This window comes from Modestobacter versicolor, from assembly GCF_014195485.1.
Classification (GTDB): domain Bacteria; phylum Actinomycetota; class Actinomycetes; order Mycobacteriales; family Geodermatophilaceae; genus Modestobacter; species Modestobacter versicolor.
Window position 1 is genome coordinate 3,763,415 of the sequence record NZ_JACIBU010000001.1, and the last position, 14,082, is coordinate 3,777,496.

Here is a 14,082-nt window from a genome sequence, read left to right on the forward strand (position 1 = left end):
CGGTCGACGTCCCGGGCCATCGCGGCGTGCCGGTGTCAGCCGGCGGCGGTGATGGCGTCGACCGCGCCCTGGGCCTGCTCGCGCAGGGTGTCAGAGATCTGGGCGTTGCCGGCGTTCTCGGCGGCCGTGGCCTGGCCGTCCTCGCTGATCACGTAGTTCATGAAGGCCTTGACGTTGTCGGCCTTCTCCTGGTCGTCGTACTCGACGCAACCGATGTGGTAGCTGACCAGGACGACCGGGTACTCGCCGGTGCCCTCGGTCAGGCGGTTGACCTCGATGGCGAAGTCGTACTCGCCGCGGCCCTCGACGGCCGGGCTGTTCTCGACGACGGCCGCAGCGGCCTCCGGGGACGGGGCGACGAAGTCGCTGCCCACGGCGACGTTGGCGACACCGAGGTCACCGGCGCGGCTGGCGTCGGCGTAGGTGATCGCACCGACGGTGTTGGTGACGACCTCGATCACGCCGGAGGTGCCCTGCGCGGACTCCCCGCCCTCGAGCGGCCAGACGCCGTCGGGCTCGGCGGTCCACACGTCGGCGGCGGCCTGGTGCAGGTAGTCGGTGAAGTTCTCGGTGGTGCCCGAGTCGTCGGCGCGGTGCACCGGCGTGATGGCGGTGGCCGGCAGCGTGGCGTCCGCGTTGTCCGCGGCGATGGCCGGGTCGTTCCAGGTGGTGATGGTCCCGTTGAAGATGTTGGCGATCGTCGCGGGGGTCAGGTTCAGCTCGTCGACGCCCTCGAGGTTGAAGGCGACGGCGATCGGCGAGATGTAGTTCGGCAGCTCGAAGACCTCGCCACCGGCGCAGCGCTCGGAGGCGGCGGTCAGCTCCTCCTCGTCCAGCGCGGCGTCGGAGCCGGCGAAGTCGGCCGAGCCGTTGATGAACTGCTCGCGGCCGGCGCCGGAGCCCTCGGGGGCGTAGCTGAACTGCACGTCGGGGTACTCGCCCTCGAAGCCGGCCTGCCACGCCTCCATGGCGGACTGCTGGCTGCTGGCGCCGGCGCCGACGAGGCTGCCGCTGAGCTCGGCGGCGCTGTCGGAGCCACCACCGGAGCCGCTGTCGGAGCCGGAGTCCTCGTTCGAGGCGCCGCAGGCGGCGAGGGCGAGGACGGCGGCGAGCGATGCGGACACAGCCGCGGCGCGCGTCGTGGTGCTGAGCTTCAACTCAGGGCCTTTCGACTGGTGTGCCCGGACGTCGTAGCCGGGCAGGGGGGATCGAACGACGAGGACGCTAAGCAGGGGAGGTGGACGGATTCGGGTTCGACGGTGAACGCGAGGTGAACGCCCACTGAGGCCTTGGACACGACTCGGCCGACGCTGTCCGTCCAACGGGTGAACGACCGCGCGCCGGGGCGCCCCGGGGCCGTTCCGGCGCGCTCAGCGAGCGGGCTGGCGCCGCCAGGAGACGTCGACGGTGAACCGGGTGAACCCGCTGCGCTCGTACAGCGCGACGGCGGCGGTGTTGTCCTCCTCGACGTACAGCAGGACGTCGGTGAGCCCGCGGGACCGCAGGTGGGCCAGCCCCACGTCGGTCAGGGCGCGGCCCAGCCGCATGCCCTGCGCCTCGGGGTCGATGCCGAGCACGTACACCTCGCCGATCGGCTCGTCGCCGGCCTCCCCCGCCGGGTGCACCTTGGTCCAGTGCGAGCCGAGCAGCTGCTCGCCGCGCCAGGCGAGGAAGAAGCCGGCCGGGTCGAACCACGCCTCGGCCTCGCGGAGCGCGAGGTCCTCGCGGGTCCACCGGCCCTGCTCGGGGTGGTGGGCGAAGGCGCGGGCGTTGACCCGCAGCCAGGCGTCCTCGTCGGTGCCGGGGCGGAAGGTCGCGATGTGCACGCCCTCGGGCAGCGCCGGGCGCGGGTCGGGGTCGACGCCGGCCAGTGGGCGGCGCATCTGCAGCAGCACCCGGGCGCGCTCGTAGCCGCGCGCCCGGGCCAGCTCGGCCGACCCGGGCAGCTCGCCGTGCGCCCACACCCGCAGCGGTCGGTCCCCGGCCAGCTCCTCGAGCCGGGCCAGCAGCGCGGTGCCGGTGCCGGCGCGGCGGGCGGTGGGGGCGACCACCAGCTCCGCCTCTGCCTCCGGATCGCCGGCCGGCAGCTCCAGCCGGGCGTAGCCGACCAGGGTGCCGTCGGCGTCCCGGGCGGTGAGGTCGGTGCCGCCGGGCGGGCCGCCGTGCTGGAGGCGCAGCTCGGACTCCTCGGAGACCGGCCGGACGCCGTCCGCGGCCAGCGCCGCGGTCAGCAGGGCGCGGACCTCGGCCACGGCAGCGGCGGGCAGCCGGTCGGTGACCTCGACGGACACCGTGCCCGGGGCGGTGCTCAGCGGACCGGGCTCAGGAGAGGGTGGCGCCCGCGTCGCTGGCGGCCACGTTGGCCGCAGCGGTGGCGTCGGCGACCTGCTGGTCGAGCTTGTAGCCGACGTTGCGGACGGTGCCGATGAGCGCCTCGTGCTCGGTGCCGAGCTTGGCGCGCAGCCGCCGGACGTGGACGTCGACGGTGCGGGTGCCGCCGAAGTAGTCGTAGCCCCAGATCTCCTGCAGCAGCTGGGCGCGGGAGAAGACCCGCCCGGGGTGCTGGGCGAGGTACTTGAGGAGCTCGAACTCCTTGTAGGTGAGGTCGAGCGGGCGACCGCGGAGCTTGGCGGAGTAGCTGTGCTCGTCGATGACGAGCTCACCGGCCTTGGTGACGCCGCCGTCGCCGCCGTCGGCCGGGGTGGCCGCGGCCAGGCGCCGGGCGGTGGCCCACTTCAGCCGGGCGTCGACCTCGGCGGGGCCGGCGGTGTCCAGGACGACGTCGTCGACACCCCAGTCGGCCGAGAGCGCCACCAGGCCGCCCTCGGAGAGCACGGCCACCAGGGACGCGGCCACACCGGTGGAGGAGAGCAGGGAGCACAGCGTGCGGGCGGACACCAGGTCGTGCCGGGCGTCGACGAGGACGACGTCCCCGGCGTCACCGTCGAGCAGGCTGGACAGCTCGGGGGCCACGACGCGCACCTGGTGGGCCAGCAGCCCCAGGGCGGGGAGGACCTCCGTGGTGGCCTGCCGGGCCGAGGTCATGAGCACGAGTCGCATGTCGTCTCCTCACTGGGGTGTGATCCCAGGCCGTCGACCGCGCTGTCGAGGTGAGAGGGCAGGATAGCCGATGTGCACCGCCGTTCCGCCCCACTGGTGACGCAGCCCACGATCGGTGTCGCGGCCGGCGGCACGTCGCGGCCCGGCAGCCACGCCCGGGCGGTCGCCTCTGGGACGATCGGGGCGTGACCTCCGCCGGGCTGGACCAGGAGCTGTCGCCGCGGACCCACCACCTGCCGGCCGCCGCGCTCGTGGTGCTCAGCTGCGGCGCCACGGTCGCGCTCACGCTCGGCGTGGGCGACACCGGGCGGCTGGTCGCGGTGGCGGTGCTGCAGGTCGCGCTGGTCGCCGCCTGGGTGGTGGCCACCGGGATCCGCGGCTCGGCCGGCTCGCTGGCCCTCGGGGTCGCCGCCGCCGCGGGCGCGGACGCCGCCATGCTGCTGCCCGAGCGGCCGGAGCTCGACTCGCTGCTCGCCGTCCTCGGCCTGGGGTTCCTGGCCGCCGTGGTGCACCAGATGACCCGCCCCTCACCGCGCCTGTACCTGGTCGCCTCGCTGGCCGGCGTCGTCCTGCTGCTGTGCTCGGTGTGCGCGCTCGCGGTGCTGCTGGCCCTCGGCCGGCTCGACGACGGCGACCGGGCGCTGGTCACCGCCGTGCTGGCCGTCGGCGCCGCGCTGCTGGTGGGGCACCTCGTCGACCTGGTGCTGCCCCGGCCGGAGATCGCCGCCGGGGTGCCGCGCGGGCTGCTGGGCCTGGTGCTCGCGGTCGTCGCCGCGGTCGCGGTGGCGCTGCTGCGCCGCGACGGCGGGACGCTGGTCAGCGGGCTGTCGGCCGCCACCTACGGCGCCGCGCTCGGTGGCGTGGCGGCGCTGATGGCCGTGGGGGCGTCCTACGTCGTCGCCGAGCGGGGCCAGTCCAGCTGGGCGCTCCCGGTGGTGCAGGCGGTGCTGCCGCTGGCCGCCGCGGCGCCGATCGCCTACGCCCTCTCGCTGAACGGCCTCGGGTGAGCCGCCGCCGGACCGGGTGCCTGGTGGCGCTGCTGGTCCTCCTCGCCGTCCTGGTAGGCGTGCTGGTCGTGGTCGACCGGGTCGGGGTCGGCATCGCCGAGGGCCAGGTGGCCGAGCAGGTGGCCGCCCGCGGTGGCCTCGCGGGCGAGCCGGACGTGGAGATCGCCGGCTTCCCGTTCCTCACCCAGGCGCTGTCCGGTGAGTACGACGACGTGCGCATCCAGCTGACCGCCGAGGAGCTGGGGCAGCCTGCCGGCACCAGCGCCGACGTCTCGCTGCGCGGGGTGCACGTGCCGCTGTCCGACGCCCTCGGCGGGTCGGTCGAGCAGATCCCGGTCGACCGGGTCGACGGGACGGCGACGTTGTCCTGGTCGCTGCTGGCCGCCCAGCTCGGCGGGGACACCGCGCTGAGCTCCGACGGCGACGGCATCCGGATCACCAAGACCGTCGAGGTGCTCGGCTTCGACTTCCAGCTCACCGCGTCCGGCACCGTGGCGCTCGAGGGCGGGGACGTCGTCATCGACGTCTCCGACGCCTCGGCCGGGGCGGTGGACGTCCCGGACTTCGTGCTGGAGGAGGCCGCGCAGCTGCTGGACTTCCGCTACCCGGTGCCCGCGCTGCCCTTCGGGCTCCAGCTGACCAGCCTGACGCCCACGGCCGACGGCGTGGCGATCGACGTCGCGGCCACCGACACGGTGCTCTCCGGCTGATCCGCCCACGGGCGGAATGCGCCCGGCGCCCACCCGGTTCACGCCGTCGTGGACGCGACCGGGCTCCTGGTGCTGGCGGCTGCGCTGGTGCTGACCGCGGTCGCCGCGTGGTGGCTGCGCACCCGGGACGGCGCGGTCGCCGCACCATCGGGCACCGAGGAGGACGTCGTGGGCGAGCTGGCGGTGCTGCGGGAGCTGGGCGCCCGCCCGGAGGAGGCCGACCTGACCGTCGTGCAGTTCTCCACCGCGTTCTGCGGCCCGTGCCGCGCCACCCGGGCCCGGCTGCAGCAGCTGCAGACCACCCGGCCGGGGCTCCGGTACCTGCACGTCGACGCCGAGAGCCACCTGGACGCCGTCCGCGCGCTCGACGTCCGGCGCACCCCGACGCTGTTCTACCTCGACCGCAGCGGTGGTCTCGTCGGGCGCAGCAGCGGGGCTCCGCGGCCGGACGAGCTGACCGCCCTGGTGGACGCGCACACGGGGGTCTCCTCGTGATCCGCTACCCTCGCGCCGTGGGCACCCTGCTGACCTCGCGCCGCACAGTCGACCTGTGCCGCGTCGGCAGCTGCCTGTGTCCGGCCTCCTGAGGGCGAGAACCGTTCGCCCAGACGCGCCCTGCCCGCCGTCCGGAGGCCCTGCTCGACATGACACCCCCTGCTCGTCCCGTGCCCACCGCTGAGACCGCTGGTGGTCAGGTCGACGTCCGGGGCCCGCGCTTCGGTGCGTGGGTCACCACCGTCGTCCTGGCCGTCGCGCTGGTCACCGGCAGCGGCTGGCTGGTGGCCGCCCAGGCGGTCGTCTTCGCCGTCGGCGCCCTCGCCGGCCTGCGGTACGCGCCCTACGGCGTGCTGTTCCGCACCCTGGTCGCGCCGCGGCTGGGCCCGGTGCGGGAACGGGAGCCGGAGGCGCCGCCGCGCTTCGCCCAGCTCGTCGGCCTGCTGTTCGCCCTGGTCGGCGCTGCCGGGTACCTGATCGGGGCGCCGCTCGTCGGCGCCGTCGCCACCGGGCTCGCGCTGGTGGCAGCACTGCTCAACGCGGCCACCGGCTTCTGCCTCGGCTGCGAGCTGTACCTCACCGTCCGGCGGGCGCAGACCGCCCGCACTGCCTGATCCCGCCCAACCCACCAAGGAGACCCATCCCATGAGCCGCAACGACGTGCTCGTCACCGCCGACTGGGCGCAGGAGCACCTCGGCCAGCCCGGCATCGTCTTCGTCGAGGTCGACGAGGACACCAGCGCCTACGACAAGGGCCACATCGAGGGCGCCGTCAAGCTGGACTGGAAGAAGGACCTGCAGGACGCCGAGGCCCGCGACTTCGTCGACCGCGAGGGCTTCAGCGCCCTGCTGTCGGCCAAGGGCATCAGCAACGACGACACCGTCGTCCTCTACGGCGGCAACAACAACTGGTTCGCCGCCTACGCCTACTGGTACTTCAAGGTCTACGGCCACGGCGACGTGAAGCTGATCGACGGCGGCCGCAAGAAGTGGGAGCTGGACAGCCGCCCGCTCTCCGCCGACGTCGTCGAGCGCCCGGCCACCCAGTACCAGGCCGCCGAGCCCGACACCTCGATCCGCGCGTTCCGCGACGAGGTCGTCGCCGCGATCGGCACCAAGAACCTGGTCGACGTGCGCAGCCCCGACGAGTTCGCCGGCAAGCTGACCGCGCCGGCGCACCTCCCGCAGGAGGGCGCGCAGCGCGCCGGCCACATCCCCTCGGCGGTCAACGTGCCGTGGAGCAAGGCGGCCAACGAGGACGGCACCTTCAAGAGCGACGAGGAGCTCGCCAAGCTCTACGCCGAGGCCGGCCTGGACGACGGCAAGGACACCATCGCCTACTGCCGCATCGGCGAGCGCTCGAGCCACACCTGGTTCGTGCTCCGCGAGCTGCTCGGCCACGAGAACGTCAAGAACTACGACGGCTCCTGGACCGAGTACGGCTCCCTCGTCGGCGTCCCGATCGCGAAGGGCGCCTGACCGTGTGCGGGGCCCCCGAGCAGGGTGGCGGTCTCGCGGGCGTGGACCTGACGACCCAGACGGTGATCCAGGGGCAGGTCTGGCACGACGGTTCGCCGGTCGCCGGCGCCTACGTGCGGCTGCTCGACGCCACCGACGAGTTCACCGCCGAGGTGGTGACCAGCCCGGAGGGTGAGTTCCGGTTCTTCGCCGCCCCGGGGCGGTGGACCCTCCGGTCGCTGTCGCCGATCGGCCGGGCCGAGCGCAGCCTCGCCGCGGACGTCGGGCTCAACGAGACGACGCTCGCGATCGCCTGACCGGGCACGCCGACGGACGACGAAGGGCCGGTCTCCCCCCGGGGGAGGCCGGCCCTTCGGCGTCGCTACAGCCCGAGGAGGCCGGCGAGGTCGCGCATCGCGTCGTCGAAGAAGGCGTCTGCGTCGGCGACCGCGCCGGTGAAGTGGCCGAACAGCTCGAAGCTGATCGCCCCGAACAGCCCGCTCCAGGCCAGCAGTCCGCGGGCCCGCACCCGGTCGTCGATGTCGGGGTGGTCGCCGCCGAGCACCGGCGCCACCCCGGGGGCGAGGGCGCCCGTCGGGGTGCCGGCGGCGGGCGGCAGCTGCCCGGCCCGGGCCGCGTCGCCGAGCACCCGGCCGAGCGCGGCACCGACCCGGATGGCGACCGGCACGGTGTCCCGCGGCGCGGAGTAGCCGGGCACCGGCGAGCCGTAGAGCAGCGCGTACTCGTGCGGGTGGGCCCGCGCCCAGGCGCGCACCGCCCGGCAGATCCCCAGCCAGCGGTCGCGGGGTGCGGCCGCGGGGTCGTCGGCCGCCTCCGCCGCGTCACCCAGCGCGGCGTAGCCGTCGATGATCAGCCGGGTCAGCAGGTCGTCCCGGCTGGGGAAGTACCGGTACATCGCCGAGGACGCCATGCCCAGCTCCCGGGCGACGGCGCGCAGCGAGAGGCCGGCGGCGCCGACGGTGGCCAGCTGGGCCCGGGCCAGGTCGGTGATCTCGGCGGTCAGCTCGGCGCGGGCGCGCTCCCGGGCGGTGGTCGGTGGCACCGCAGCAGCATGCCACTGCGAGAGCACCGCGCGCAATCAAGAGCACTGCTCTTGACAGACCCGCGGAGGCAGGAGCAGGGTCGTCGCCACCCGAGAGCACTGCTCTCACAGATGGCGAGGAGACCGACATGGCGCGACACGTGGTGCTGGGCAAGGGCCCGGTGGGGTCGGCGACGGCGCAGCTGCTGGCCGAGCGCGGGCACGAGGTGCTGGTGCTGTCCCGCAGCGGTGGGCGCAGCACCGGTGCCGTGCAGCACGCGGCGGTCGACGCGTCCGACGCAGCCGCGCTGGCCGCCGCGGTGGGCCGCGCCGACGTGCTCTACAACGCGGTCAACCCGCCGCGCTACGACCGGTGGACGCAGGACTGGCCGCCGATCGCCGAGGCGGTGCTCGGTGCCGCGGAACGCAGCGGGGCGTTGCTCGTCGTCATGGGCAGCCTGTACGGCTACGGCCGCCCCAGCGGCCGCCTCACCGCGGCCAGCCCGCTGGCCGCCACCGACGTCAAGGGCCGGCTCAAGGCCCGGCTGTGGGGCGACGCGCTGGCCGCCCGGGACGCCGGCCGCATCCGGGTCACCGAGGCCCGGGCGTCGGACTTCGTCGGCCCGACCGTGCCCGCTCCCCAGTCGCACCTGATGCGCCAGCTCGACACCCTGCGCCGCGGCCGGCGGGCCTGGGTCATCGGCGACCCGGACGCCCCGCACAGCTGGACCTACGTGCCGGACGTGGCGGCGACGCTCGTCGCGCTCGGCGCCGACCCCCGCGCGGAGGGGCGCGCGTGGATGGTGCCCACCGCACCGCCGCGGACCCAGCGGCAGGCGCTCACCGACCTGGCGGCGGCGATGGGCGCACCGCGGGCGCGGGTGGCCGGCATCCCGTGGTCGGTGCTCCGGGCGATCGGGACGCTGCAGCCGCAGATGCGCGAGATCGTCGCCATCCGGCACCAGTGGGACCAGCCGTTCGTGCTCGACTCGGCGGAGACGACGGAGGTCCTGGGCCTGGCGCCGACGCCCTGGGACGACGTCGTCCGGGCCACCGCCGCGGGGGCGGGTCAGGCCGGGACGACGACCCCGGGCACCGGCACCTCCGACGGCGGCACGGGGCGGCTGAAGAAGTAGCCCTGCGCCTGGTCGCACCCCAGCGCGCGCAGCGCGTCGCGCTCCGCGGCCGTCTCCACGCCCTCGGCGACGGCGACCAGCCCCATGGCGTGCGCCAGGTGCACGCAGCTGGCCACGATCGCCCGGTCGCCGGCGTCGGTGGTCATGCCGGTGACGAAGGAGCGGTCGATCTTCAGCTCGTCCACCGGGAACTGCTTGAGGTAGGTGAAGCTCGAGTAGCCGGTGCCGAAGTCGTCGACGGCGAGCAGCACGCCCAGGGCCCGCAGCTCCTGCAGCGTGGCCAGGGCCGCCTCCGGGTCGCTCATCAGCGCCGTCTCGGTGATCTCCAGGACCAGCCGGGAGGCCCGCAGCCCGGCCCGGGCGAGGGTGCCGGCGACCCGGGGCACGAGGCCGGGGTCGGCGAGCTGGCGGGCGGAGAGGTTCACCGCCATCTGCAGCCCGGGGAGCCCGCCCGCGGCGTCCCACCGCACGGCCTGCTCGACGGCCTCGGTGAGCACCCAGGCGCCGAGGTCGCGGATCACGCCGGACTCCTCGGCGGCGTCGATGAACTCGGCCGGCTGGAGGAGGCCCCGGGTGGGGTGCTGCCAGCGGACCAGCGCCTCGACCCCGCTCAACGTCCCCGAGGGCAGGTGCTGCCGGGGTTGGTAGTGCACCCGCAGCTCGCCGTCGCGGACGGCGGCGCGCAGCTGCTCGAGCAGCACCAGCCGCTCGGCGCCGGGGTCGCTGCTGCCCGGGCGGTGCGCGTCCCAGCGCCCGCTGCCCTGGGCCTTGGCGCGGTACATCGCGGTGTCGGCCCGGCGGAGCAGCAGGTCGGCGGTGTCCGGGACGTCCGACGGCGGCACGGGCACCTCGGCGGCGCAGATGCCGACGCTGGCCGCCACGACGAGCTCCACGCCCTGCAGGACGACGGGCTCGGCGAGCAGCTCGAGCAGGCGGTCGGCGAGCCGGCCCGCGGTCGACGGGAGGACGTCGTCCAGCACGACGAACTCGTCACCGGCGAAGCGGGCGACGTCCGCGCCGGCCCGGGCGGCGCTGCGGACCCGGCGGGCGACCACCTGCAGCAGCTCGTCGCCGCTGGTGTGCCCGAGGGCGTCGTTGACGGTCTTGAAGCCGTCGAGGTCGAGGAAGAACACGGTGGGCACCGCGCCGTCGGCCCGGTCGGTGCGGGCCGCCCCGAGCCGGCCGTGCAGGGCGTGCAGCAGCCCCGGCCGGTTGAGCAGGCCGGTCAGCGAGTCGTGGTGCACCAGGGCGGTGAGCTCGGCCTCGGCCTGCGCGATCCGGGCCTGCGACTCCTCGGCGCGGCGCCGGGCGGACAGCAGCTCCTCCTCGTACCGGCGCCGCTCCTGGGCGTCGACGAGCACGACCCGGGTCTCCGCCCCGGACCCCGCCGTCTGCACCCGGGTCGCGCTCAGCAGCGCCGGGTGGCGCCGGCCGTCGGCCCCGGTGACCTGCACCGACGCCTCGGCGATCCGGCCGGTCACCAGCAGCTGCGGCAGCGAGTGGGTCGTGTAGAGGACGCGGTCGCCGATCGGCAGCAGCTGGGGGAAGGGCGTGCCCACCAGGTCAGCCGCGGCGTGCCCGGTCCAGGTGGTGAAGGTGGCGTTGACGGCGGTGACGAGCCCGTCGTCGTCCAGCAGCAGCTGTCCGCTCGGGGCGTGCTCCCAGAGCTCCGCGTAGTCCCTCACCGCAGGGTCAGCAGGTGCGCGCGGATCGCGGCTGCCGTCTCCTCGGGGGCGCTGATGTGCGGGCAGTGGCCGATGGCCTGCAGCTGCACGAGCGTCGAGCCGGCCAGCTGGGCGTGCAGGTGGTCGCCGACCGAGGGCGGCACCATCGCGTCGGCGCGGCACTGCAGCAGCAGGGTGGGCGTGGCGACCCGGGGCAGCAGCGGCCGGTAGTCGGTGGTGAACATGGTGCGCAGCAGCTGGCGGGCGATGTCCGGGTCGACCCGGCAGAAGCTCGCGGTCAGCTCCTCGCCGAGCTCCGGCTCCTCCGGCACGCCCATGATCACCGGGGCGAACGCCTCGGCCCAGGTGAAGTAGTTGCTGTCCAGCGCGGCGGAGACCTCGGCCAGGTCGGCGGTCGAGAACCCGCCGGAGTAGCCGGTGGCGGGGTCGTCCAGGAAGTAGGGGTTCGCGGCCACCAGGACCAGCTGGCGGAAGCGGCCGGGCTCCTGCAGCGCGGCGAGGACCGCCACCATCGTGCTCACGCTGTGCGCGACGAGGGTGACGTCGCGCAGGTCGAGCTCGGCGCAGATGTCCAGGACGTCCTGGGCGTGCCCGTCCAGGGTGGCGTAGCGGTCGGGGTCGTACGCCGAGGTGTCCGACCGGCCGGCCCCCATCAGGTCGTACCGGACGACGCGGTGGTCGGCGACGAGGTGCGGCAGCACGCCGCGCCACATGCCCTGGTCGCAGCCGAAACCGTGCGCGAGCAGCAGCACCGGCCCGTCCGCACGCCCGGTGCTCGTCACGTTGAGCCGTTCGGACACCGGACCGCGGCGGGCCACGCTCGGCCGGACGGCCGCTTCCATCGACACTCTCGCCACCTCTGGGCTGGGGGGATCCGCGGGTTCGAGATCCGTCGTGCACCACTGACCTCGGCCGGGGGCCGCCGACCCTTGAGCCGGGAGCGCCGCCAGCTCCCGGACTCCCCTCCACCGGGTGAGGCGGGACCGCTCCGGGTGCCGGCCGGAGGGCCGGATTACCGTGGCGGCATGGGTCTGGTCTCCGCCTGGGTGCTCGTCACCCTCACCGCGCTCGCCGCGCTGGGGCTCGCCGCCTCCGCGTGGCGCCTGGCGCGCCGCGACGTCGTCCCGAGCCGGCCGGGGCGTGCCCGATGACGGCGCCCGTCCCGCCGGGGCTGCCCACCGGGCCGGTCGCCGGCCCGACCGAGCTGCCGGTGGTCGACACCGTCGACGTCCGCGAGGGCCCCGAGGTGGCCCACGAGCTGCTGTCGGTGCTGCCGCTGCTGGGCGAGTGGCACGGCGAGGGCCAGGCCGCCGGCGACGGGGGCGACCACCGCTTCGGGCAGTGGGTCCGCTTCGCCCACGACGGCCGCGACTTCCTCACCTACGAGTCCCGCACCTGGCGGCTGTCCGACGACGGCCGGGTGGTCGGCCCCGACCAGCGCGAGTCCGGCTTCCTGCGCCCGCGGGGCGAGGACGAGGTCGAGCTGCTGGTCAGCTCGCCGGCCGGGCTGGTGGAGATCTACGTGGGCTCCGCCCGGACGACGACCAGCTGGGAGCTGGACACCGACGTGCTGGCCCGCACTCCCGACCACCCCGACACCAGCCGCGCCAAGCGGCTCTACGGGATCGTCGAGGGCGCCCTCCTCTACGCGATCGACCGGGCGGCCGGCGACCAGCCGTTGACGCCCACCATGTCCGCCCGACTGGAACGGATCCGATGAGCACCCCCACCGCCCCCCGCACCCCCCGCCAGGTGGCCGACGCCTACGTCGACGCCGTGTGCGACCTCGACCCGATCGTCGCCACCTCGCTGGGCACCCGACCCGGCGACGACCGGCTGCCCGACACCAGCCCGGCCGGGCTCGAGGCCGAGGCCGAGCTGCTGCGCCGCACGCTGGCCGAGCTGGACCGGGTGCTCGCCGCGGACCCCGCGCTGGACGACGACCCGGTCGAGCGCCGCTGCGCCCGGCTGCTGCGCGAGCGCCTCACCGCCGCGCTGGACCTGCACGAGGCGGGCGAGGACCTGCGCCAGGTGTCCAACCTGTTCTCCCCGGTGCACTCCATCCGCCAGGTGTTCTCGATGATGCCGACCTCGAGCCCCGAGGACTGGGCGGTGCTCGCCCGCCGGCTGGCCCGGGTGCCGGCCGCCTACCGCGGCTACCGGGAGTCGCTGACCGCCGGCGCCGAGCGCGGGCTGTTCGCCGCACCCCGCCAGGTGCGCACCGTCGTCGGCCAGCTCGACGAGTGGCTGCAGGGTCCCTACTTCGCCGGCCTGGTCGCCGACGGCCCGCAGGAGGTGCGCGCCGAGCTGGACGCCGCGGCGGCCGCGGCCGACTCCGCCGTCGCCGAGGTGCGCGACTTCCTGCGCGACACCTACGGGCCGCAGGCCGAGGGGACGCCGGACGCCGTCGGCCGTGAGCGGTACGCCCGCTTCGCCCGTTCCTGGAACGGCTCGGACCTCGGCGCGGGCAGCGGCCTGGAGGACGCCTACGCCTGGGGCTGGGCCGAGCACCAGCGGATCCTGGCCGAGCAGCGCGCCGAGGCCGAGCGGGTGCTGCCCGGTGCCACGCCGATGGAGGCGATGCGCTGGCTCAAGGAGCACGGCGAGGCGGTCGAGGGCGTCGAGCAGATCCGCCGGCGCCTGCAGTCGATGATGGACGAGGCGATCGAGGCGCTGGACGGCGTCCACTTCGACATCGCCGGCCCGGTGCGCACCGTCGAGGCGATGATCGCCCCGCCGGGGAGCGCGGCGGCGCCGTACTACACCCGGCCGGCCCAGGACTTCTCCCGGCCGGGCCGCACCTGGCTGCCCACCCTCGGGCAGGAGCGGTTCCCGCTCTGGGACCTGGTGTCCACCTGGTACCACGAGGGGGTCCCGGGCCACCACCTGCAGCTGGCCCAGTGGGCGTACGTGTCCGGTGACCTGTCGACCTACCAGACCTCGCTCGGCTCGGTCGGCGCGAACGTCGAGGGCTGGGCGCTCTACGCCGAGCGGCTGATGGACGAGCTGGGCTTCCTCACCGCCCAGGGCGCCCGGCTGGGCTACCTGGACGCGCAGCAGATGCGCGCCGTCCGGGTGGTCGTCGACATCGGCATGCACCTGGAGCTGCCGATCCCCGACGACGTCGAGGGCTCGGTCGCCGGGCACGCCGGGAAGCGCTGGACGCCGGAGCTGGCCCGCGCCTTCTTCGGCGACTACTGCGGCCGCGACGAGGCGTTCCTGGACAGCGAGCTGGTGCGCTACCTGGGCATGCCCGGCCAGGCGATCAGCTACAAGCTGGGCGAGCGGGCGTGGCTCCAGGGCCGCGCGGCCGCCCAGCGGGCCCGTGGCGCCGACTTCGACCCCAAGGCCTGGCACATGGCGGCGCTGTCCCAGGGCAGCCTCGGCCTGGACGACCTCGCCGCCGAGCTCGCCCGCCTCTAGACGAAGGACCACCCTGCCCCCCACCACTCGCAAGCTCGCGGCGGGCCCCTGCAGGGCGGCCGACAG

Annotated in this window: 16 protein-coding genes; 10 read left to right on the forward strand and 6 right to left on the reverse strand. The window is 75.2% G+C overall.

All coding sequences use genetic code 11. The features are described 5' to 3' along the window. Window positions 1–35 precede the first annotated feature (35 nt). From pstS to FHX36_RS18385, 3 genes are all read right to left on the reverse strand, one after another. A complete protein-coding gene (pstS, locus tag FHX36_RS18375) occupies window positions 36–1,124 on the reverse strand; it encodes a phosphate ABC transporter substrate-binding protein PstS (protein ID WP_258372961.1) in 1,089 nt (362 codons plus the stop codon). 246 nt (window positions 1,125–1,370) lie between these two features. Next, on the reverse strand, window positions 1,371–2,291 hold the full coding sequence (gene mshD / locus FHX36_RS18380) for a mycothiol synthase (protein WP_183513986.1): 921 nt from the start codon (window positions 2,289–2,291) through the stop codon (window positions 1,371–1,373). Window positions 2,292–2,322: 31 nt separating this feature from the next. Further along, window positions 2,323–3,060 carry a winged helix-turn-helix transcriptional regulator gene (locus FHX36_RS18385; RefSeq protein ID WP_110551556.1) on the reverse strand — a complete coding sequence of 246 codons (738 nt, stop codon included), beginning with the start codon at window positions 3,058–3,060 and terminating at the stop codon, window positions 2,323–2,325. A gap of 185 nt (window positions 3,061–3,245) precedes the next feature. Between FHX36_RS18385 and FHX36_RS18390 the strand changes: the two genes are divergently transcribed. The 6 genes from FHX36_RS18390 (at window position 3,246) to FHX36_RS18415 (ending at window position 7,047) form a co-directional block, all read left to right on the forward strand. Then, window positions 3,246–4,067 carry a hypothetical protein gene (locus FHX36_RS18390; protein WP_110551555.1) on the forward strand — a complete coding sequence of 274 codons (822 nt, stop codon included), beginning with the start codon at window positions 3,246–3,248 and terminating at the stop codon, window positions 4,065–4,067. Then, window positions 4,064–4,777: an LmeA family phospholipid-binding protein gene (locus tag FHX36_RS18395; RefSeq protein ID WP_258372640.1), complete on the forward strand. Its 714-nt coding sequence runs from the start codon at window positions 4,064–4,066 to the stop codon at window positions 4,775–4,777. Before FHX36_RS18390 ends, FHX36_RS18395 begins: the two co-directional genes overlap by 4 nt. A 48-nt stretch (window positions 4,778–4,825) precedes the next feature. Continuing rightward, a complete protein-coding gene (locus tag FHX36_RS18400) occupies window positions 4,826–5,272 on the forward strand; it encodes a thioredoxin family protein (RefSeq protein ID WP_258372639.1) in 447 nt (148 codons plus the stop codon). Window positions 5,273–5,442: 170 nt separating this feature from the next. Then, the gene (locus tag FHX36_RS18405) at window positions 5,443–5,886 is read left to right on the forward strand and encodes a DUF4395 domain-containing protein (protein WP_220035871.1); all 444 of its coding nucleotides are present in this window, start codon (window positions 5,443–5,445) and stop codon (window positions 5,884–5,886) included. Between the two features lie 31 nt (window positions 5,887–5,917). After that, window positions 5,918–6,751 carry a sulfurtransferase gene (locus tag FHX36_RS18410; protein ID WP_110551553.1) on the forward strand — a complete coding sequence of 278 codons (834 nt, stop codon included), beginning with the start codon at window positions 5,918–5,920 and terminating at the stop codon, window positions 6,749–6,751. 2 nt (window positions 6,752–6,753) lie between these two features. Further along, on the forward strand, window positions 6,754–7,047 hold the full coding sequence (locus FHX36_RS18415; protein ID WP_110551552.1) for a DUF1416 domain-containing protein: 294 nt from the start codon (window positions 6,754–6,756) through the stop codon (window positions 7,045–7,047). 65 nt (window positions 7,048–7,112) lie between these two features. Here FHX36_RS18415 and FHX36_RS18420 read toward each other — a convergent pair whose 3' ends face one another. Then, window positions 7,113–7,793 (reverse strand): TetR/AcrR family transcriptional regulator, encoded by a 681-nt coding sequence (locus FHX36_RS18420; protein ID WP_110551551.1) that lies wholly within the window; start codon window positions 7,791–7,793, stop codon window positions 7,113–7,115. Between the two features lie 128 nt (window positions 7,794–7,921). Here FHX36_RS18420 and FHX36_RS18425 point away from each other — a divergent pair, with 128 nt between their 5' ends. Then, window positions 7,922–8,908, forward strand: a complete 987-nt coding sequence (locus tag FHX36_RS18425; RefSeq protein ID WP_181428708.1) for an NAD-dependent epimerase/dehydratase family protein — start codon at window positions 7,922–7,924, stop codon at window positions 8,906–8,908. Here FHX36_RS18425 and FHX36_RS18430 read toward each other — a convergent pair. Together FHX36_RS18430 and FHX36_RS18435 are read right to left on the reverse strand one after the other, a co-directional pair. Beyond that, window positions 8,842–10,593 carry a putative bifunctional diguanylate cyclase/phosphodiesterase gene (locus tag FHX36_RS18430; protein ID WP_110551549.1) on the reverse strand — a complete coding sequence of 584 codons (1,752 nt, stop codon included), beginning with the start codon at window positions 10,591–10,593 and terminating at the stop codon, window positions 8,842–8,844. The genes FHX36_RS18425 and FHX36_RS18430 overlap by 67 nt on opposite strands. Beyond that, window positions 10,590–11,435, reverse strand: coding sequence for an alpha/beta fold hydrolase (locus FHX36_RS18435; protein WP_181428710.1), 846 nt, complete (start codon window positions 11,433–11,435; stop codon window positions 10,590–10,592). Before FHX36_RS18435 ends, FHX36_RS18430 begins: the two co-directional genes overlap by 4 nt. Window positions 11,436–11,618: 183 nt before the next feature. Between FHX36_RS18435 and FHX36_RS23650 the strand changes: the two genes are divergently transcribed. From FHX36_RS23650 to FHX36_RS18445, 3 genes are read left to right on the forward strand one after another with little or no spacing between them, the layout of a single operon-like run. Then, on the forward strand, window positions 11,619–11,744 hold the full coding sequence (locus tag FHX36_RS23650) for a hypothetical protein (RefSeq protein ID WP_258372638.1): 126 nt from the start codon (window positions 11,619–11,621) through the stop codon (window positions 11,742–11,744). Then, window positions 11,741–12,313: a heme-binding beta-barrel domain-containing protein gene (locus FHX36_RS18440; RefSeq protein WP_110551547.1), complete on the forward strand. Its 573-nt coding sequence runs from the start codon at window positions 11,741–11,743 to the stop codon at window positions 12,311–12,313. Before FHX36_RS23650 ends, FHX36_RS18440 begins: the two co-directional genes overlap by 4 nt. Next, window positions 12,310–14,016, forward strand: a complete 1,707-nt coding sequence (locus FHX36_RS18445; RefSeq protein WP_110551546.1) for a DUF885 domain-containing protein — start codon at window positions 12,310–12,312, stop codon at window positions 14,014–14,016. The genes FHX36_RS18440 and FHX36_RS18445 overlap by 4 nt, the downstream gene beginning before the upstream one ends. The last annotated feature ends 66 nt before the right edge of the window (window positions 14,017–14,082 follow it).